Consider the following 17863-nt stretch of genomic DNA (forward strand, 5'->3'; position numbering starts at 1 on the left):
TTCGGCTTGACGAACGGACGGCCTGCTGTTCATCATAAAACCCATGCGTTCGATCTGGCGAACACTCGACCGTGGTCTGGCCCGCGACATCGGGCTGGTCTGCCTGGCCGACGGCGTCGTCGGGATCTCGTACGGCGCGATCAGCGTGGGCAACGGCCTGCCGCTGTGGGTGCCGGTGCTGTTGTCGATCGTGGTCTTCGCGGGTGCGTCGCAGTTCCTGTTCGTCGGGATCGTCGCGGCCGGCGGCAGCCCGATCGCGGCGATGGTCGCCGGGTTGCTGGTGAACTCCCGGCACGTCGCCTTCGGCCTCGCGCTCAGTGACGTCATCGGCGGCGGGTGGCGCCGGGTGCCGGGCAGTCACCTGATGACCGACGAGAACGTCGCGTTCGCGCTCGGGCAGGACGAAGTACGGCAGCGGCGGGCAGCGTACTGGGCCGCCGGGATCGGGATCTTCGTCTGCTGGAACGTCGGCGTGCTGGCCGGCGGTCTGGCCGGGTCCGTGATCACCGACACCGACGTCTTCGGTCTGGACGCGGCGTTCCCGGCGGTGCTGCTGGCCCTGGTACTCCCGGCGATGCGTGACAGATCGACGCGTACGGCGGCCTTGGCCGGAAGCGTCGTCGCCTTGGCCGCGACGCCGTTCCTGCCCGCCGGTCTGCCGGTGCTGCTCGCCCTGGCAGGTCTGGTCTTCTACCGCGCGGCCAAACCCGCGCTGGAGGTCTCCCGATGACTGTGCTGAATGCCACGCCTCCGGCGCGGCGGGTGTTGAATGCCACGCCTCCGGCGCGGCGGGTCATGGGGCCTTGTTTCCCGGCCTTCCCTCGTCGCTTCGGTCGCTTCGCTCCCTCCGCTCCTCAGTCCAGGCCGGGGGCCCCATGACCGGCACACCGGTGCTGCTCGCCGCGATCGCGGTCCTTGCCATTGGCACCTTTTCGCTGCGGTTCGCCGGACCGTTGCTGCGCAGCCGGTTCGAGATCCCGGAGCGGACCCAGCAGTTCCTGGCCGCCGCGGCGATCGTCCTGCTCGCCGCGCTGGTCGCGACCTCCACTCTGATGGACGGGCAGGGGCCTGCGGGGGTCGCCAGGCCTGCCGGTGTCCTGGTCGGCGGCGTCCTGGCCTGGCGCAAGGCGCCGTTCGTGCTGGTCGTCGTGGCCGCCGCCGCGACCGCGGCCGGTCTGAGGCTGCTCGGCGTACCCTAAACCGCGCGGCGGCTACGGTTCAGCCATGAGCGCATATCCGGGGCAGGCGGAGCCGAAGAAGAACAAGACGCTGACCTGGGTCGCGATCGCGTGCTTCGTGATCGGGCTCGGCCTGGCCGGATTCTTCACCTACCGGATCGTCGCGACGGTTCCGAGGACGCCGCAGCCGATCGAGGACGGCGTCGTCCACCTGGACAAGGAAGGCCTGACGGTCTACGCGTCGATCCCGGTGCTCACCCCGCCGTGCCAGGCAAAGGACTCCAGTGGCGCCGACGTCCCGCTGACGCCGGCGAAGGGCTCCGAGCAGATCACCGTCAACTCCGCGACCTGGTACGTCGTCGCCCGCTCGACCGACCCGGTCCCGGCCGGTGACTACAGCATCTCGTGCACCGACGACGAGACCGGCGCGACGTACGCCGCCGGTCCGCGGATGTCGGTCGTCGGTTTCGTCGTCTCCATCCTCGGTGCGATCTTCTCGTTCCTGATCTTCTTCGGGATCGGCATCGTCCTGCTGGTCGTCGGCGCGGTCAGGAACCGCCGCCGCAACCGCCCCTTCCCGGGGCCGCCGCAACAAGGTGCCCCGGGCACCTATCCGCCTCCCGGGCACACCTTTCCCACCCAGCACCCGGGCACCGGTCACCCGCCGTACCAGCCCGGCCCGAACCCGGACCGGCCGCAGGACCGCTAACTTCGGACCACCTCGCGGACCTTCGGCGTCAGCAGGAACGCACCCACGTAGAGCAGCGCCGCGACGATCAGCAGCCCGTCGAACCCGATCAGCAGGGCGGCGTACTCGAGGCAGCCTCCGAGCATCGCACCGAGCAGGTTCGCGCCGAACGACGCGGTTCCGTCCGCGGTGTCGGTGAACCGCTTGGCGAAGATGACGTTCGCGGCGAAGATCGGCAGGAACGCGATCAGGACGGCGACCACCGCGCGCGGGCCGACCGGCATCGCGAGCAGCCACTCGTCGGGGAAGATCCACGACAACGCCAGCCCGCCGAACAGGACGACGTACATCATCTTCAACGGTGGTGTCTTGAACCGTCTGGTCACCTCGACCGCGGCCAGCACGGCGACCAGGACGCCGGCGAACACGATCGCGTTCACCACCCACGTCGTACCGAACAGCAGGGCGAACCCGGTGATGCTCTTGGTCTCCAGCAGCATGAAGCCGGCGCCGAGCAGGAACAGGTCGGCGTACGGGCGCATCCGCCGGTACGACGATCCGCCGCCGGCGATCCCGACGCCGATCAGCCCGGCGACCATGATCAGGCCGAGCGTTACCAGGTAGAGCGACGGGATGCGGTCGGTGAACAGGTACAGGAACGGCCGGTTGTCGGTCGCGGGCGGAGGGGTGATCGAGGTCGCCCCGGCCCAGGCCTTCTCGCCGCAGGTCTGGTCGGCCTCGGTCAGCCCGACCGTGACAACGGCCTGCTGCAGGTCGTCGCCCACCTGGTCAACACACGGCTTGTGCCCGAACGCGGTCTCCGCGGTCGACGCCAGCCGGTCGATCAACCAGGTCTCGCGGTAGTAGTTGTACATCGCGAAGGCACCACCCGGGTTCAGGTGCTCCTTCGCGCTCCTGAACGCCTCCTCGGTGAACAGGTAGCTCTCCAGCCGCAGCGAGCTCGCGCCGTTCACCAGCGTCAGCGAGTCCGGCAGGGCCAGCAGGATCAGGTCGTACTTCTTGTCGGTCCGGGACAGGAACGCCCGGCCGTCGTCGATGTGCGACGACACCCGCGGGTCCTGGTACGGACGGTCCGGGTGCAGTTCCTTGCCGAGGTCACGGATCCGCGGGTCGATCTCGACCGCGTCGACGTGCTCCGCGCCCTTCTTCAGTGCGATCGCGACGTCCGAACCCGAGCCGGCCCCGATGATCAGCACGTTCTTCGGGGCCTTGCCGGCGTTCGCCCGCTCGTACGGCAGGCCGTACTGCGGCTCCCACTGCAGCCGCGAGTCGGCCGGGATCGCCTGCTGGTGCGGTACGCCGTTCACCGTGATGGTCAGCAGCGGAACGCCCTGCCAGGTGTAGCTCTTGGTCTGCACCTTGTAGTACGGCGACCAGCTGTTCTCCGGCTGCCTCGACTCGTGGAACAACACCCCGACCATCACCAGCAGCGGCGACAGCACCAGCGCCGCGCTCAACCCGGTGGCGACGACGGTACGACGCGACCACGCGGCGGTCCGGGTCCGCGGAATCATCAGGACGCCGAACAGCCAGGTGACGATCGCGCCCCACCAGATCGGCGGCGCACCGAGGAACGACAGCGCGGTGAACGCCCCGATGCCGATCAGGCTGCCGATCAGGTCGAAACGGTACGCCGTCAGCCGGGGGAGCTCGGTGAAACAGCGGCCGACCAGCTCGGCCGGCCCGGCCAGGATCACCGCGGCGGCAATGAAGACGATCGGGAGGATCACCCAGACCGGCGGCCCGGTGGTGTTCAGGCTGGTGAAGTAGATGACGCTGTCGGAGCCGCCGCGGTCGACGGTGACCGGCTTCCAGGCGACCACCAGGACCAGCAGCCCGAGCATCAACGGAGAGTAGTAAGGCAGTCGTTTGGCCCGGCTCGACCGCAGGATGCCGACACCGATACCGAGGAACGAGCCGAGCAGCACGAAGTTCGAGAAGTAGCTGAGGTGGACCACGTTCGAGCCGGTCCAGCGGATCAGCGCGAGCTCCAGGAAGAGCATCAGCGCGCTGGACGCGATCAACCGTGTCCGGAGCCCGAACGGGCTCGGCCAATTCGTCGTACCGACCTGGTCGGTGGAGGAGTCGACTGCCATGCGCCGCGACGTTACCCGATCCCGAGTGTGATGCGTCACTCGTACGGTGTCCCACCCCGGTCACACGGTCAACCTCCCGCGTGCCGCCTCCCGCCGTCTCAGGGGGTTGACCCCTGAGCGGGGGATCGGAGAGCTGGGGTCAGAGGCGGCGGGTGGGCTTGGGGAGCTGGCAGCCGGACTTGTTCAGGTCGAGGGTTCGGGTCGCGGTGAGGCAGGTGTAGATCCACCAGGTCTGCTGGCCGTAGGCGGCGCCCTGGTCGACGGTGACGGTGCCGTTCGCGTCGACCTCGCACGGGTTGTTCATCGTGCAGCGCTCGCCGTCCTCGTTGCCGGTGTTGTTGACCCCGATCACCTCACCGGTCGAGGTGCTGACCACCGGGGATCCCGACGTACCGCCGATCGTCTCGCAACCGGGCTGCTGGTACTTGATCGAGCTCTGCCAGGTCCAGCTGCCCTCGCGCAGTTGCGGGATCGTCGCCTGCACCGAGCAGGTGTAGATGCGCTTCCAGTAACCGGAGACGACCGCCATCCCGGCGCCGTCGGCCGGTCCCTGCTTGGCCAGCGTCAGCGGCGTGACGTTCAGCCGGGACCTGATCGACGCGTACGACTCGGTCACCTCGTAGACGAGCATGTCGGTCTTGGTCATGGTGCCGTAGACGATCCGGCTCGCCCGGACGGTCCCGGCCCGGCTCGCGTCGGGCCGCAGCAGCGTGATCGAGCGGCTCGACGCGCGGTTCACCAGGACGACGCCCGGGTTCAGGAAGCCGCCTTCGTAGCAGTGCCCATTGGTCAGGACGAGTGCGCGGTCGGTGTCGGCGGACTCGGCGTACCGGACCAGGGAGGCGGAGCAGTTGCTGAGCGCCGCGATACCGGTGAAATCGGCACCCGGAGCCTGAACGGCCGGTGCCGGTACGGCGGCCTCGACGGCCTGGGCCCAACTCGCGCCGGCCAGGGTGGTGGTGACTGCCGCGGCAGCGACCAGAAGGGTACGGAACAGTTTCATGGGGGCGGTTTCCTGTTCTCACGGATTGTGCTTGAAGCACTTCGTAACGCATTCGGCCCGGCGTCGACCATCACAATCGTGTGAAACCGGTTCGCCCAGGGTGTCGGCAGGGGTTTTCCTGCGCTGCGTGAGAAGACTGCTACTCTTCGTCTCCGGATCCGCCTCTGCTCGAACCATCACACCGCCCGGCACGTCGTACCCCGTGGTGGTGGGGACGACAAGGTACGGTCGACAACAGCTTCGGTCCGCCGTGCTGGATCAGATCAGGGAACGGAAGGACGTCATGCCGCAGGAGAAGCCTGACCTGCGCAGTCTCAGCGAGCCGGTGCGATTCAAGCGGGCGGTGACCCTGGTCTTGATGACGCTGGTGCTGCCCGGCTCCGCGCAGATCGCGGCCGGCAGCAAGCGCGCCGGCCGGTGGGCCTGGCGGGTGATCGCCGGGCTGATCGCGATCGTGGTCTTCCTGGTCCTGCTGTCCCTGGTGTGGCGGTCCGGCACGATCAACCTGATGGCCCGGCCGGGCACGCTGCGGATCGTCCAGATCCTGCTGATCGTGCTCGCGATCGGCTGGGCCGCCCTGTTCGTCGACGCCTACCGGCTCGGCCAGCCGCTGATGCTGGAGCGCAACCACCGGCTGGCGACCAGCATCCTGGACGCGGTGCTGGTGTTCGCGGTCGTCGGCGCGCTGATCTATGGCAGCGTGATCGTGAACGCCCAGCGCGACTTCGTCGCCAGTGTGTTCGGCAGCGGGCAGAGGTCGAAGGCCGAGAAGGGCCGGTACAACGTCCTGCTGCTCGGCGGCGACTCCGGTGCGGACCGGATCGGCACCCGGCCGGACAGCATCACGCTGGCCAGTATCGACGCCGACACCGGCCGGACCGTGCTGATCGGTCTACCGCGGAACATGGCGAGGGTCCCGTTCCCGGCCGGTACGGCGATGGCCAAGCAGTTCCCCGAGGGTTTCCGGTGGAAGAACTGCGGGTCGAACTGCCTGCTCAACGGCGTCTACATGTACGCCTCCGAGCACAAGGACCTGTTCCCCGGCGACCCGAACCCGGGCGTGACCGCGACCCGGCAGGCGGTCGAGGCGATCACCGGGCTGAAGGTGAACTACCACGTGCTGATCGACCTGGCCGGGTTCCGGGACCTGCTGAACGCGGTCGGCGGGATCACGCTGGACGTCGGCAAGCGGGTCCCGATCGGCGGCGGCAGTTCGCCGATCAAGGGCTACATCGAGCCGGGGAAGAACGTCCACCTGGACGGGTACCACGCGCTCTGGTTCGCCCGGTCCCGGGAGGGCTCGTCGGACTACGAGCGGATGACCCGGCAGAAGTGCGTGATGTCGGCGATGCTGAACCAGTTGTCGCCGCAGACCGTGCTGACCAAGTTCCAGGGCATCGCCGCGGCCAGCAAGCAGGTGGTCCAGACCGACATCCCGGCCGGTGAGCTGGGCACCTTCACCGACCTCGCGCTGGACGCGAAGAAGCTCCCGGTGTCAAGCTTCTCCGCGGTTCCCCCGCTGATCCGGACGAGCGACCCCGACTTCGCGCTGATCAGGACCAAGGTCGCCGAGGCGGTCGCGCGGTCGGAAGCGCTGGACAAGGGGGCGCCGGAAGGAGACGGTAAGACTTCGAGCACTCCCAGTAGCCCGAAGAGCAAGCCCACGACCAGCAGCACCACCAAGAAGACCCCGAAACCCAGCAGCTCACCGTCCAAACCCACCAACGACGTCGACGACGTCGCTTCGATCTGTAAGGCCTGACCTGATATGCCGCTGTCCCACTGGCCGCCCGTGTCCGTCGTGATGCCCGTGCTGAACGAGGAACGCCACCTCGAGGAGGCGGTCGGCCGCGTCCTCGACCAGGACTACCCCGGTGAGCTGGAGGTCGTGCTCGCCATCGGCCCGAGCAAGGACCGGACCCAGGAGATCGCGGAGAAGCTCGCCGACCGCGATCCGCGGATCACGATCGTGCCGAACCCGACCGGCAAGACGCCGGCCGCGCTGAACGTCGGCATCGCGCACGCCAAGCACGACATCCTGGTCCGGGTCGACGGCCACGGCGCCCTCACCGACGGCTACATCACCCGCGCGGTCGAGGTGCTCGAGGAGAGCGGTGCGGACAACGTCGGCGGCGTGATGGCGGCCGAGGGCCGGACGCCGACCGAGATGGCGGTCGCCTGCGCGTACCGGTCCCGGCTGGGGCTGGGCGCGTCCACGTTCCACCAGGGCGGTAAGGCCGGGCCGGCCGACACCGTCTACCTCGGTGTATTCCGGCGGGCCGCGCTGGAGCGGGTCGGCGGGTTCGACGAGACCATGCACCGGGCGCAGGACTGGGAGCTGAACTACCGGATCCGCAAGACCGGCGGCCTAATCTGGTTCAGCCCGGACCTGTCCGTCACCTACCGGCCGCGGTCGTCGCTGTCGGCGGTGGCCAAGCAGTTCTTCCACACCGGCCAGTGGCGCCGTGAGGTGATCCGCCGGCACCCGGAGACCGCGAACAAGCGCTACCTGGCGCCGCCGGTCGCGGTGATCCTGCTGGCGCTCGGCACCGTGCTGGGCATCATCGGCCTGATCACCGGGATCAGCTGGCTCGACCTGGGCTTCCTCGCCCCGCTCGGCTACGCGCTCCTGCTGCTGGTCGGCTCGGCCGTCGAGGGCCGCTACCTACCCTGGAAGGCGCTGTTCTGGATGCCGCTGGTCTGCGCCACCATGCACATCTCCTGGGGCCTCGGCTTCCTGATCGGCCTCCGCGAGAGCCCCAAGACAGCTTGAGGGGTTGTCCCTTCGTGTTGCCCCTTCTCCCGCCTTGATAGGAGGGGAGAAGGGGTGTGTCGGGGGGTTATCCCCTCGTGTTGTCGGGGGCGGGTGGGGTCAGCCGCGGGTTGATTTGGTGTAGGCGGCGACCACCTCGTCGGCGGGGCCGTCGAGGCGCAGTACGCCCTGGTCCAGCCACAGCGCGCGGTTGCAGGTGTCCAGGACGACGTCCAGGCTGTGGCTGACCAGGAAAACCGTGCCGGCCTGGTCGCGCAGTTCGCGGATCTTGCGTTCCGACCGGACCCGGAACTCGGCGTCCCCGGTCGCCAGTGCCTCGTCGACGAGCAGGATGTCATGCGTCTTCGCCGACGCGATCGCGAACTTCAGCCGGGCCGCCATCCCGGACGAGTACGTCGACATCGGCAGGTCGATGAACTCGCCGATCCCGGAGAACTCGACGATCTCGTCGTACCGCCGCTCGATCTCGGCCGCCGACATGCCCATCGCCAGGCAGCCGAGGACCACGTTCCGGTCGCCGGTGAGGTCGTTCATCATCGCCGCGTTGACGCCGAGCAGCGACGGCCGGCCGCCGGTGTAGATCGCGCCGGACGCGGGCGGCAGCAGCCCGGCGATCGCGCGCAGCAGCGTCGACTTGCCGGAGCCGTTGCGGCCGATCACGCCGATCGCGTCACCCTTGTAGGCGGTGAAGCTGACGTCCTTGACCGCGTGCACCTCGCGGATCGTCGGCCGGTCCTGCCGCTTCAGGATCCGCCGGAACGCGGTGGCCGCCGTACCCTTGCCGCCCTGGCCGGCGATCACCTTGTAGACGATGTCGACCCGGTCGGCGATGACCGTGGGCTCGGCCCCGGAATCAGCCTCGGCCATAACGGTCCTCCGCCTGCCAGAAGTACACGAAGCCACCGGCCAGCACGACGACCGACCAGCCGACCGCGATCGCCCACGCGTGGGGGAGCTGGTTGACCTCGTGCTCGTCGAGCAAGGCCCGCCGGACGATGTCGATGTACGCCGAGATCGGGTTGAACGCCAGGACCTGGATGACCCAGTCCGGTGCGTTCGCGTCGGTCAGCTTGGCCGGCAGGGAGAAGAAGATCCCGGACGCGTACAGCCAGGTCCGGGTGACGAACGGCAGCAACTGGGTGACGTCGGAGACGAACGTGCCGATCCGGGCGAAGATCAGCGTCATCCCGATGTTGAACATGATCTGCAGCACCAGCGCCGGTACGACCAGCAGCCAGCGCCAGCTGAGTCCGTCGGTCACGCCGACGATGACGAGCAGTAGGCCCATCGAGACGAGCAGCTGGTTCAGCTCGTTCAGCACGTAGGCCAGCGGGAGCGTGGCGCGCGGGAAGTGCAGGGTGCGGATGAGCGACAGGTTGAGGGCGAGCGACCGCGAACCCTCGGTCATGCAGCGCTGGGTGAAGGTGAAGACGAAGATGCCGCTGAGCAGGAACGCGACGTAGTTGTCGATCCCGTTCCTGGTGCCGAGCAGGACACCGAACGCTAGGTAGTACACGGCCGCGTTGAGCAGCGGGGTCAGCACCTGCCAGATCGAGCCGAGACGGGCGCCGGCGTACATCGCATAGGTGCGTGCCGCCGCATAGCTGACGACGAACCTGCGGCGGCTCCACAGTTCCCGCAGATAGGCGACCAGCGGCGGTCGGAGTGAGCTCTTGGTCAGCCCGTAACGTTCGGCCAATACCGCCGGGTCTGTCGCTCCGGTCGCATCGGCGGTTGGCATGGGGGCCAATGTACTGCGCAGGGTGACCCGGTGGTGACGGAGGCTCAGGTCAGTCGGCGGCGAAGGCGGTCGAGATCCTCGGTGGTGAGGCCGCCGTGGCGCAGGTACGCCTCCGGGCCGCCGTACTTCTCGTCAAGGTGGCGCAGGATCGCGACCATCGACTCGGCCCGGGTGTCGCGGAACTCGATCATCTCCGCGTGGAGCGAGGCGTCGGGTTCGTCGGCGAGTTGCTCGGCCAGCCAGGCCGCGAGCCGCTGCTGGGTGAGGAAGTAGTCGGCCACGATCTCTTCCTCGGGTACGCCGGCCACGCTCAGCGCCAGCGCGACGACCATGCCGGTGCGGTCCTTCCCGCCGTGACAGTGCACCACCACGGCGCCGTCGGGTGCGTCGGCGATCGCCTTCACCGCGGCCGCGAACAGCTCCGGCCGGCGGTCGAGCATCCACGTGCACGCTTCGACGATGGTCGCCTGCCCGTGGTCGGGATCCGCCGGATCCTGCAACGACTGCCGAACTCCCAACGGGTCGCCGGTGAACGCCGTCGGCCACGCGGACACCTCACCGTCGCCGCGCAGATCCAGGATCCGGCTCACGCCGGCCCGCCGCACCGCCTCCACGCCCTCGGGCGACAGGAACTGCAGGCTGTCCGCCCGGATCAGCACCCCCTCCCGAATCCGCCCACCGTCACCCGTCGGCAACCCACCCACATCACGAACGTTCCGGCACCCCGGCCAGTCGAGATCCACCTCGTCATCCAATCAGAGTCAGGCGTCGAGGTTGCGGCCCTCGGGGGTGATCGGCGGCTGGGTGGTCCGGACGTAGGCGTAGTCGTTGAAGTCGGCGATCTTGGCCATCGTTCGCTCCGGCGTCAGCGCGGCCTCCTCCAGCACGGTGAAGCGTCCCGGCCGGGTATGAGGCGCGAACGCGACGATCTCGGCGAACTCCTCGAGGGTGAACCCGAGATCGGTCGGCCGCACCGGCAGTCCGTGGCGGTGGAGGCAGTCGACGGTGGCGTGGAACTGCTCGAGTTCGCCGCGCAGGAACCATGCGAACGCGGCCCCCACGCCCACTTGCTCACCGTGGAACCCGTCCCGCCCCGGATGCAGCAGGTCGATCGCGTGCGAGATCTCGTGACAGGCACCGGAACAGGGCCGCGACGACCCCGCCACCACCATCGAGATCCCGGACAGCACCAGCCCCTCGGCCAACGCGGTGAGAAACGTGTCGTCGCCGATGCCACCCGGATGGTTCATCACCGCCTGCGCGGCGGTCCGGGCCAGCGACACCGCCAGTCCGTCGATCGACTCACCGCGCACGAGGTGCGAGATCTCCCAGTCGGCGATCGCGGACAGGTTCGAGACGATCTCCCCGATTCCGCTGGTGACCGACCGGGCCGGTGCCTGGCTGATCAGGTCCAGGTCGACCAGGACCGCCATCGGCGCCGGTACGCCGTACGAGCCGCGGCCGGCGTCGTTGCCCAGCGTGCAGATCGGGGAGGCGAACCCGTCGTGGGCCAGGTTCGTGGCGACCGCGACCATCGGCAGGCCGAGCCGGGCGGCGGCGAACTTGGTCACGTCCAGGACGGTCCCGCCGCCGATGCCGACGATCGCGTCGTACCGCTGCAGCCGGACCTCCTCGACCAGCTTGATCGCGGCGTCCAGGGTGCCGCCGGTCACCGTGAACCAGTCCGCACCGGGCAGCCCGTGGTGGAACTTCTCCCGCACCACCGGCCCGTACGTCGCCCCGACGGCGACCGCCATCCTGCCGGACGACGAGATCCGCCGGTCGGCGAGGACCTTGCGCAGGTCGGCGAGCGCTCCCCGCCGAACATCGACGAGGATCGGCGCCGGGATCATCCGGGCTAGGTAGGACATATGATCTCCCGGGCCCGGGCCAGGTCGGCGTGGTTGTCGATCTCGACCCAGTCCACGGCGCCGATCGCAGCGACGTCGATCCGGAATCCTTTGTCGACCAGAATCTGGTACCCATCCTCGTAATACAGATGCGGATCGCGCTCCCACGTCTCGCGCAGCGCGGTGGTCAGGTCGGCCGCGGCCTCGGGCTCGATGAGGGTGACACCGATGTACTCGCCGGTGGCGGTGGCCGGGTCCATCAGCTTGGTGATCCGCTCGACACCGGCCGCCTCCGACCAGATCACCTTCATCTCCTCGTCGGCCAGCGTCTTCACGGTGTCGAGCGCGAGAACGATCCGCCGGTCCGCGCCGCGGGCGTCCAGCAGGGTGCGCTGGACCGACGCCGGATGCACGGTGTCACCGTTGGTGAGCATCACGCCGTTCTTCAGCAGGTCACGGGCGCACCACAGCGAGTAAGCGTTGTTCCAGGTTTCGGCCTTGTCGTTGTGCACCAGTTCGAGGCGTACGCCGTACCGCTCCTCGAAACCCTTCACCCGGGCCTCGACCTGGTCGGCGGCGTACCCGACCACGATCGCGACGTCGGTGATGCCGACCTCGGCGTAGTTGGCCAGGGTGAGGTCGAGAACGGTGGTGGCTGGATCGGACCCGGGATCGATCGGGACCAGTGCCTTCGGCAACGTGTCCGTGTAGGGGCGGAGGCGGCGACCGGCGCCGGCAGCGAGTACAAGTCCGATCATTGCCTGATGGTACGGGTTCGGCCCGTCTGCGCGCCCTGGATCACGGTGTGGTGGCAGGATCGAAGACATGACATGGCTGGTGACTGGTGGTGCCGGATACATCGGGGCGCACGTGGTGCGCGCGTTCCTCGCGGACGGGATCGACGTGGTGGTGATCGACGACCTGTCCAGCGGGAAGACCGCGTTCGTCCCGGACGGGGTCCCGTTCGTGCAGGCGAACCTGCTCGATGGTCCGGCGGTCCGCCAGGCGCTCGACGGGGTGAGTGGCGTCGTGCACCTGGCCGGGTTCAAGTACGCCGGGGTCTCGGTCGAGCGGCCGCTGCACACCTACACACAGAACGTGACCGCGATGGTGTCGCTGCTGGAGGCGATGGCCGACCAGGAGGTCCGCAACATCGTCTTCTCGTCCAGCGCCGGCGTCTACGGGACGCCGAAGGACGAGGTGGTGACCGAGCAGACGCCGCCGGACCCGCAGAGCCCGTACGGCGAGTCGAAGCTGGTCGGGGAGTGGCTGCTCCGTGACCAGGCCCGCGCGACCGAGTTGCACCACACCTCGCTGCGGTACTTCAACGTGGTCGGTTCCGGGGATCCGTCGGTGTACGACGCCAGCCCCTACAACCTGTTCCCGATCGTGTGCGATCTGTTGACGCAGGGCAAGACCCCGCAGATCTACGGCACCGACCACCCGACCCCGGACGGTACGTCGGTCAAGGACTACGTCCACGTCGCCGACCTGGCGCGCGCCCACGTCGCCGCGGCCCGGGCGCTGGAGGAGGGCAAGACGCTCGAGCCGGTCTACAACCTCGGCAGCGGAACGGGTACGTCGGTCCGCGAGATCATGGACGCCGCCCGCCGCGTCACCGGCATCGACTTCACCCCGAGCGAAGGCCCCCGCCGGCCCGGCGATCCCTCCCGGGTCGTCGCGAACGGCGACCTGGCCGCCCGCGATCTGGACTGGAAGAACACCTTCACGGTCGACGAGATGTTCGCCACCGCCTGGGAAGCCTGGCCGAAGGCCTGACCCGGACCCCGGCCTACCATCTGGCCCATGACCGTCGAGCCGGGGAATCCTGCCGGCTCGCCCAAGGCCGGTGCCGGGCCGGGTGCCGCCGACGTGACGTGTCCGTGCGGGCGGCCGGTTCGGCAGCCGTGGCGGACGCGGAACGCGCTGTGGAGTCCGGCGTCGTTCATCGGCGGGCTGGTCTGGCTGGGACTCGCGCTCGGCTCCGTCGTCGGCGGCTGGACGAGATTCGGGTACGGGCTTCTCGGGGTCCTCGCGGTTCTGGTCCTCGGATCCCTTGTCCTGCAGGCGATCCGCCGCCATCGCGGCGGATGCCTGCTCGGCCGTGCCTGCTGGTTCGGTCTGGCCGCCCCCGGGCTGCCGCTCCGCGTGACCTTCTGGCTCCCCTGACCACCCTCGCCGCCGAAGGCGGCTGCCATGACCACCCCGCCGCCGTAGGCGGCTGCCTTTAATACTCTTTGCGGAAGTGGCCGGAGGGCGTCAGGTCGATCAGGCCGGGACCGGTGAGGACGCCACCTTCGACCGGCAAAGTGTGGCCGGTGATCCACGACGCGTCGTCGGAGGCGAGGAACGCCACCGCGGCCGCGATGTCCTCGGGCTCGCCGACCCTGCCGAGCGGGTACATCTTGGCGAACCGCTCCAGGGTCTCCGGCTGGTTGTCCCAGTTCGGGGTCCGGATGGTGCCGGGCGCGACGACGTTGAACCGGACGCCCATCGCGCCGTACCGGGCGGCGTAGTTGACCGTCATCGCGATCTGGCCGGCCTTCGCGGCGGAGTACTCGATGTTGCCGAAGGCAGCGAGGCCGTTGACCGAGCTGATCGTGACCACGTTGCCGCGGCTCTTCACCAGGTGCGGGAGCGCCGCCTGGATGCAGCGGGCCGCGCCGACCAGGGTGAGGTCCAGTTGGCGGTGCCATTCCTCCGCGGTCGCGTCCTCCGGTACCGACGTGACGATGCAGCCGCCGGCGTTGTTCACCACCACGTCGAGCCGGCCGAACCGCTCCACCGCGGCCGCGACCGCCGCGTCCACGTCGTCGCGGTTCGTCACGTCGACCCGCAGGCCGATCGCCTGCTCGCCGAGCTCTCCGGCGACCTCGGCGACCTTGTCCTCCTGGAGATCGGTCACCACCACCGAGCCGCCCTCGGCCGCGATCCGCCGCGCCACCGCCGCGCCGATTCCCTGCGCCGCCGCCGTGACCAGTGCCACCCGCCCCTTGAACCGCTGCGCCACGCTCTCCGCCACCCCTCAGCCCTCCACCACTCGATCGACCTTTTCGTCCGCCACCCGCCGCTCGAGCTTCGCCTCGTCGAGGTTGCGGCAGAGCACGATCGAACCACCTCCGGAGATCACTCCGACCAGCAGGCGCACGCCGTCCCGGCCGACCAGGTCGCGGGTGACCAGGATCCGGTCCGCGACCGGTTCCGCCGTACTGATCAGGTCCTCGTGCGTCAGTTCGTCGTACGCCGGTGACGTCGGCGCGGGCGGATCGAAGGGGACGAACAGGTCGGGGTGGTTGTACACCTCGGCGCCGTAGTCGTGGATGCCGTCCGGGAGCGGCTCGCGGAACCGGCCGCCGAGCGGCAGCAACGCCGACGCGACCGTCTCCCGCTCGCCGCGGATCGCGAAGTCCGGCCCGGTGATCGCCAGCGCGCCGGTGCCGCTGGTGAGCGAGGCGCCGGCCGACCAGGTGGACAGCGCCCAGACGACGCCGAGCCAGTGCGGCGGCAGCCCGATCGCGACCGTCTCGCCGGGCTCCAGGTCGTACTCGTCGACCAGCAGGTTGGCGGTCTTGGCGACCCAGTTCGCGGTGGTCACCGCGCTCAACTCGATCCGCTCACCGGTCGCGTCGTCGTAGTACGTGAGGAACGGAGCGGCGCCGTCGCGCCGGACCGCGGCGGCGAAAAGTTCCGGCAGAACTCGTGACATACGGCCCACCCTACGGTTCCCCCGCCGACATATCGTGGCCGGGGATTTCTCCGGAAGAAGGCTTGCCATGGTGCCACTGCTCGAACTGCCGCAGGGCGGCGAATGGATCGTCATCCTGGTCGTCGTGGTGCTGCTGTTCGGCGCGCGGAAGCTGCCCGAACTCACCCGCAACACCGCCCGCGCCCTGATCGAGTTCAAGAAGGCCACCGCCTCGGAGGACGACGAGGAGACCGACGCAGCCTCAGCCGACGTCCGAACTCGCCGCCCGTCGTCGTAGTTCACTCCTCGGGTACGCAGGGGCGCGGGCGGTCTACAGTCGGTGCATGCTGATTCTGGCCGGCCTGGGCCTCATCCTGGCGCTGACCGTTGCCACCGGCTACTTCGTGGCGCAGGAGTTCTCGTACGTCGCGGTGGACCGCAACCGGCTGCGGTCACTGGCCGACGGGGGTGACGCGGCGGCGGCCCGGGCGCTGAAGGTGACGGGTCGGCTGTCGTTCGTGCTGTCCGGCGCACAGCTCGGCATCACCATCACCGCCCTGCTGGCCGGGTACGTCGCCGAGCCCTATCTCGGCGAGGGACTGGCCCGCGTGCTCGGATCGGCCGGCGTACCGGACGCCGTCAGCCTGTCCGTCTCGGTCGTCCTCGCGTTGCTGGCGGCAACGATCATCCAGATGGTGCTGGGCGAACTGGCACCGAAGACCCTGGCGATCGCGAAGGCCGAGGCAATCGCGCTCAGCTTGTCCCGGTCGACCCTGCTGTACCTGGCGGTTGCCGGCCCGTTGATCAAGGTCTTCGACACGGCCTCGAACCGGATCCTGCGCCGGGTCGGGATCGAGCCGGTCGAGGAACTGCCGCAGGGTGCGACGGCCCAGGAGCTCGACCGGATCATCGTCACCTCGTACGAGCAGGGCCTGCTGGACGAGGACACGATGCGGCTGCTCGACCGCGGGCTCGACTTCCGCGGCCGGGACGCCGGTGAGGCGATGGTCCCGCGGGTCGACGTGGTCACCGTGCACCAGGACGACCCGCTGACCCGCGTGGTCGAACTGCTCGACACCGGGCACAGCCGGTTCCCGGTCATCGCCGCCTCGGTCGACGAGGTGGTCGGCGTGATCGCGATTGCCGACGTGGTCGAGGTCGAGCCGGGCGACCGGTCTCAGGTCACCGCCGGCGCGCTCGCTTCGCCGCCGGTCGTCGTACCCGCCACCTTGCCGCTGCCCGCCGTACTGGAACGCCTCCGGACCGCGCACCGCCAGCTCGCCGTCGTGGTGGACGAGTACGGCGGATTCGCCGGGATCGTGTCGCTGGAGGACATCGCGGAAGAGCTGGTCGGCGAGATCCGGGACGAGGACGACCTGCCGGAGACCGGGCTGGTCCAGGGCGCGGACGGGTCCTGGGTGCTGCCGGCCCGGTGGCGGCTCGACGAGGTCGCCGAGGCCACCGGGATCCGACTGCCCGAGGGCGGCGACTACGAGACCGTGTCCGGCCTGGTGATGGTCCGGCTGGGCCGGATCCCGGTGGTCGATGACGAGGTCGTGGTCGAGTTGCCGCAACGCTTCGACCACGACGGGCGGCCGATCCCGCACGAGTTCGTCCGGTTGAGGGTGCGAAGTGTCGAACGGCACGTGCCGGGCAGCGTCGCGATGGAGCGGGTGTCATGAGTACGACGGTCGCCCTGCTGATCTCGGTGCTGCTGCTGATCCTGAACGCGTTCTTCGTCGCTGCCGAGTTCGCCCTGGTCGCGTCGAAACGGCACCGGCTCGAAGCAGCCGCGGCCTCCGGCAGCCGATCGGCCCGGGCCGCGATCGCCGGGGTGAGCGAACTGTCGCTGATGCTCGCCGGCGCTCAGCTCGGCATCACCCTCTGCACCCTCGGCCTGGGGTCGCTGACCGAACCCGCGGTCGCCCACCTGCTGCACCCGCTGTTCGAGCTGATCGGCCTGTCCGAGACCGCCGGTCACGTCATCGCGCTGATCCTCGCCGTCGGCGGAATCGGTCTGCTGCACGTCCTCCTCGGCGAGATGGCGCCGAAATCGTGGGCGATCAGCAACCCCGAGCGCTCGGCCCAGCTGCTCGCCCTGCCGTTCCGCGGTTTCACGTACGTCTTCCGCCCGCTGCTCCTGGTCCTCAACTGGCTCGCCAACGGCTGCGTCCGCGCGCTCAAGGTGACGCCGCAGAACGAGTTGGCCAGCGCGCACGGACCGGAGGAACTTCGGCTGCTGATCGACTCGTCCGGCCGGCACGGCACCCTCGAGGCGCCCGAGCACGACCTGCTCACGGCGATGCTGGCGCTGCAGAACACCACGGTCGTCCAGGTGATGACGCCGCTCTCGCAGCTCAGTACGGTGTCCGCCGCCGCCTCCGCCCGCGACGTCGAGCTGACCAGCCGACGCGAGGGCCGGTCCCGGCTGGCGGTGGTCAGCTCGGGTACGACGATCTGCGGCATCGTCCACGTCCGCGACGCGGCCCGCGCCACCACGAGCGGCGGTACGACGCTGCGCGCCTCCGAACTGATGACGGCACCGCTGGAACTGCCCGCCGGCACTCCGGTGGCGACGGCGATCCGGACGATGCGAGACCACCGTTCGCAACTGGCCGTCGTACAGGACGGCGGTCAGCCGATCGGCGTGGTCGCCCTCGAGGACCTGCTGGAGGAGGTGATCGGGGAGTTCGACGACGAGACCGACCCGATCATCAGCGCCGCCCGCGCGGAGTCGCCGGAACAGTAGTTGCCGACGGCAAGCAGGTGGTGATGCCGTGGTCAGGGGTAACGGTCCTCGGGGCGGTTGGCTACCGTTGAGACAGTAA

19 protein-coding genes are annotated in these 17863 nt (G+C 69.3%); 10 read left to right on the forward strand and 9 right to left on the reverse strand.

The window, feature by feature from the left end:
• Positions 1 to 43 precede the first annotated feature (43 nt).
• From ACYVOK_RS15880 to ACYVOK_RS15890, 3 genes are all read left to right on the forward strand, one after another.
• Positions 44 to 730, forward strand: a complete 687-nt coding sequence (locus ACYVOK_RS15880; RefSeq protein WP_460663183.1) for an AzlC family ABC transporter permease — start codon at positions 44 to 46, stop codon at positions 728 to 730.
• A gap of 145 nt (positions 731 to 875) precedes the next feature.
• The gene (locus ACYVOK_RS15885; protein ID WP_460663184.1) at positions 876 to 1199 is read left to right on the forward strand and encodes an AzlD domain-containing protein; all 324 of its coding nucleotides are present in this window, start codon (positions 876 to 878) and stop codon (positions 1197 to 1199) included.
• A gap of 25 nt (positions 1200 to 1224) precedes the next feature.
• A complete protein-coding gene (locus tag ACYVOK_RS15890) occupies positions 1225 to 1887 on the forward strand; it encodes a hypothetical protein (RefSeq protein ID WP_460663185.1) in 663 nt (220 codons plus the stop codon).
• Here ACYVOK_RS15890 and ACYVOK_RS15895 read toward each other — a convergent pair.
• Both ACYVOK_RS15895 and ACYVOK_RS15900 read right to left on the reverse strand, forming a co-directional pair.
• Entirely contained in the window at positions 1884 to 3983 is a 2100-nt protein-coding gene (locus ACYVOK_RS15895; RefSeq protein WP_460663186.1) for a spermine/spermidine synthase domain-containing protein, read from the reverse strand. The genes ACYVOK_RS15890 and ACYVOK_RS15895 overlap by 4 nt on opposite strands.
• Before the next feature lie 139 nt (positions 3984 to 4122).
• Positions 4123 to 4986: a S1 family peptidase gene (locus ACYVOK_RS15900; protein WP_460663187.1), complete on the reverse strand. Its 864-nt coding sequence runs from the start codon at positions 4984 to 4986 to the stop codon at positions 4123 to 4125.
• A gap of 250 nt (positions 4987 to 5236) precedes the next feature.
• Here ACYVOK_RS15900 and ACYVOK_RS15905 point away from each other — a divergent pair, with 250 nt between their 5' ends.
• Both ACYVOK_RS15905 and ACYVOK_RS15910 read left to right on the forward strand, forming a co-directional pair.
• Complete coding sequence (locus ACYVOK_RS15905; RefSeq protein WP_460663188.1) at positions 5237 to 6748, forward strand: LCP family protein; 1512 nt, start codon at positions 5237 to 5239, stop codon at positions 6746 to 6748.
• Between the two features lie 6 nt (positions 6749 to 6754).
• Positions 6755 to 7759 (forward strand): glycosyltransferase family 2 protein, encoded by a 1005-nt coding sequence (locus tag ACYVOK_RS15910; RefSeq protein ID WP_460663189.1) that lies wholly within the window; start codon positions 6755 to 6757, stop codon positions 7757 to 7759.
• A 99-nt stretch (positions 7760 to 7858) separates the two neighbouring features.
• Here ACYVOK_RS15910 and ACYVOK_RS15915 read toward each other — a convergent pair whose 3' ends face one another.
• The 5 genes from ACYVOK_RS15915 to ACYVOK_RS15935 are packed head-to-tail and all read right to left on the reverse strand — an operon-like array spanning position 7859 to position 12108.
• On the reverse strand, positions 7859 to 8626 hold the full coding sequence (locus tag ACYVOK_RS15915; RefSeq protein WP_460663190.1) for an ABC transporter ATP-binding protein: 768 nt from the start codon (positions 8624 to 8626) through the stop codon (positions 7859 to 7861).
• Positions 8613 to 9500, reverse strand: a complete 888-nt coding sequence (locus tag ACYVOK_RS15920; RefSeq protein ID WP_460663191.1) for an ABC transporter permease — start codon at positions 9498 to 9500, stop codon at positions 8613 to 8615. Before ACYVOK_RS15920 ends, ACYVOK_RS15915 begins: the two co-directional genes overlap by 14 nt.
• A gap of 44 nt (positions 9501 to 9544) precedes the next feature.
• Entirely contained in the window at positions 9545 to 10243 is a 699-nt protein-coding gene (locus ACYVOK_RS15925) for a tyrosine-protein phosphatase (protein WP_460663192.1), read from the reverse strand.
• Between the two features lie 18 nt (positions 10244 to 10261).
• Complete coding sequence (locus tag ACYVOK_RS15930) at positions 10262 to 11371, reverse strand: iron-containing alcohol dehydrogenase family protein (protein WP_460663193.1); 1110 nt, start codon at positions 11369 to 11371, stop codon at positions 10262 to 10264.
• The gene (locus tag ACYVOK_RS15935; RefSeq protein ID WP_460663194.1) at positions 11359 to 12108 is read right to left on the reverse strand and encodes a phosphocholine cytidylyltransferase family protein; all 750 of its coding nucleotides are present in this window, start codon (positions 12106 to 12108) and stop codon (positions 11359 to 11361) included. The genes ACYVOK_RS15930 and ACYVOK_RS15935 overlap by 13 nt, the downstream gene beginning before the upstream one ends.
• A 67-nt stretch (positions 12109 to 12175) precedes the next feature.
• On the opposite strand from ACYVOK_RS15935, the gene galE reads away from it, so the two are divergent.
• The gene (gene galE, locus ACYVOK_RS15940) at positions 12176 to 13129 is read left to right on the forward strand and encodes a UDP-glucose 4-epimerase GalE (protein WP_460663195.1); all 954 of its coding nucleotides are present in this window, start codon (positions 12176 to 12178) and stop codon (positions 13127 to 13129) included.
• Positions 13130 to 13156: 27 nt separating this feature from the next.
• Positions 13157 to 13519, forward strand: a complete 363-nt coding sequence (locus ACYVOK_RS15945) for a hypothetical protein (protein ID WP_460663196.1) — start codon at positions 13157 to 13159, stop codon at positions 13517 to 13519.
• Between the two features lie 58 nt (positions 13520 to 13577).
• Here ACYVOK_RS15945 and ACYVOK_RS15950 read toward each other — a convergent pair whose 3' ends face one another.
• Positions 13578 to 14372, reverse strand: a complete 795-nt coding sequence (locus ACYVOK_RS15950) for an SDR family NAD(P)-dependent oxidoreductase (RefSeq protein ID WP_460663197.1) — start codon at positions 14370 to 14372, stop codon at positions 13578 to 13580.
• A 3-nt stretch (positions 14373 to 14375) separates the two neighbouring features.
• On the reverse strand, positions 14376 to 15056 hold the full coding sequence (locus tag ACYVOK_RS15955) for a TIGR03089 family protein (protein WP_460663198.1): 681 nt from the start codon (positions 15054 to 15056) through the stop codon (positions 14376 to 14378).
• A 67-nt stretch (positions 15057 to 15123) separates the two neighbouring features.
• On the opposite strand from ACYVOK_RS15955, the gene tatA reads away from it, so the two are divergent.
• The 3 genes from tatA to ACYVOK_RS15970 are packed head-to-tail and all read left to right on the forward strand — an operon-like array spanning position 15124 to position 17784.
• A complete protein-coding gene (gene tatA, locus ACYVOK_RS15960) occupies positions 15124 to 15333 on the forward strand; it encodes a twin-arginine translocase TatA/TatE family subunit (RefSeq protein ID WP_460663199.1) in 210 nt (69 codons plus the stop codon).
• Between the two features lie 46 nt (positions 15334 to 15379).
• Positions 15380 to 16717 (forward strand): hemolysin family protein, encoded by a 1338-nt coding sequence (locus tag ACYVOK_RS15965; RefSeq protein ID WP_460663200.1) that lies wholly within the window; start codon positions 15380 to 15382, stop codon positions 16715 to 16717.
• A complete protein-coding gene (locus tag ACYVOK_RS15970; protein ID WP_460663201.1) occupies positions 16714 to 17784 on the forward strand; it encodes a hemolysin family protein in 1071 nt (356 codons plus the stop codon). The genes ACYVOK_RS15965 and ACYVOK_RS15970 overlap by 4 nt, the downstream gene beginning before the upstream one ends.
• The last annotated feature ends 79 nt before the right edge of the window (positions 17785 to 17863 follow it).

The sequence above is a fragment of the Kribbella swartbergensis genome (assembly GCF_054784135.1).

Bases quoted from the DNA above. Each gene is read 5' to 3' on its own strand.
- ACYVOK_RS15945 (WP_460663196.1), top strand. From the start codon at position 13,157: ATGACCGTCGAGCCGGGGAATCCTGCCGGCTCGCCCAAGGCCGGTGCC.
- ACYVOK_RS15965 (WP_460663200.1), top strand. From the start codon at position 15,380: ATGCTGATTCTGGCCGGCCTGGGCCTCATCCTGGCGCTGACCGTTGCC.
- tatA (WP_460663199.1), top strand. From the start codon at position 15,124: ATGGTGCCACTGCTCGAACTGCCGCAGGGCGGCGAATGGATCGTCATC.
- ACYVOK_RS15935 (WP_460663194.1), bottom strand. From the start codon at position 12,108: ATGATCGGACTTGTACTCGCTGCCGGCGCCGGTCGCCGCCTCCGCCCC.
- ACYVOK_RS15885 (WP_460663184.1), top strand. From the start codon at position 876: ATGACCGGCACACCGGTGCTGCTCGCCGCGATCGCGGTCCTTGCCATT.
- ACYVOK_RS15930 (WP_460663193.1), bottom strand. From the start codon at position 11,371: ATGTCCTACCTAGCCCGGATGATCCCGGCGCCGATCCTCGTCGATGTT.
- ACYVOK_RS15955 (WP_460663198.1), bottom strand. From the start codon at position 15,056: ATGTCACGAGTTCTGCCGGAACTTTTCGCCGCCGCGGTCCGGCGCGAC.
- ACYVOK_RS15915 (WP_460663190.1), bottom strand. From the start codon at position 8,626: ATGGCCGAGGCTGATTCCGGGGCCGAGCCCACGGTCATCGCCGACCGG.
- ACYVOK_RS15895 (WP_460663186.1), bottom strand. From the start codon at position 3,983: ATGGCAGTCGACTCCTCCACCGACCAGGTCGGTACGACGAATTGGCCG.
- galE (WP_460663195.1), top strand. From the start codon at position 12,176: ATGACATGGCTGGTGACTGGTGGTGCCGGATACATCGGGGCGCACGTG.
- ACYVOK_RS15890 (WP_460663185.1), top strand. From the start codon at position 1,225: ATGAGCGCATATCCGGGGCAGGCGGAGCCGAAGAAGAACAAGACGCTG.
- ACYVOK_RS15880 (WP_460663183.1), top strand. From the start codon at position 44: ATGCGTTCGATCTGGCGAACACTCGACCGTGGTCTGGCCCGCGACATC.
- ACYVOK_RS15900 (WP_460663187.1), bottom strand. From the start codon at position 4,986: ATGAAACTGTTCCGTACCCTTCTGGTCGCTGCCGCGGCAGTCACCACC.
- ACYVOK_RS15970 (WP_460663201.1), top strand. From the start codon at position 16,714: ATGAGTACGACGGTCGCCCTGCTGATCTCGGTGCTGCTGCTGATCCTG.
- ACYVOK_RS15920 (WP_460663191.1), bottom strand. From the start codon at position 9,500: ATGCCAACCGCCGATGCGACCGGAGCGACAGACCCGGCGGTATTGGCC.
- ACYVOK_RS15910 (WP_460663189.1), top strand. From the start codon at position 6,755: ATGCCGCTGTCCCACTGGCCGCCCGTGTCCGTCGTGATGCCCGTGCTG.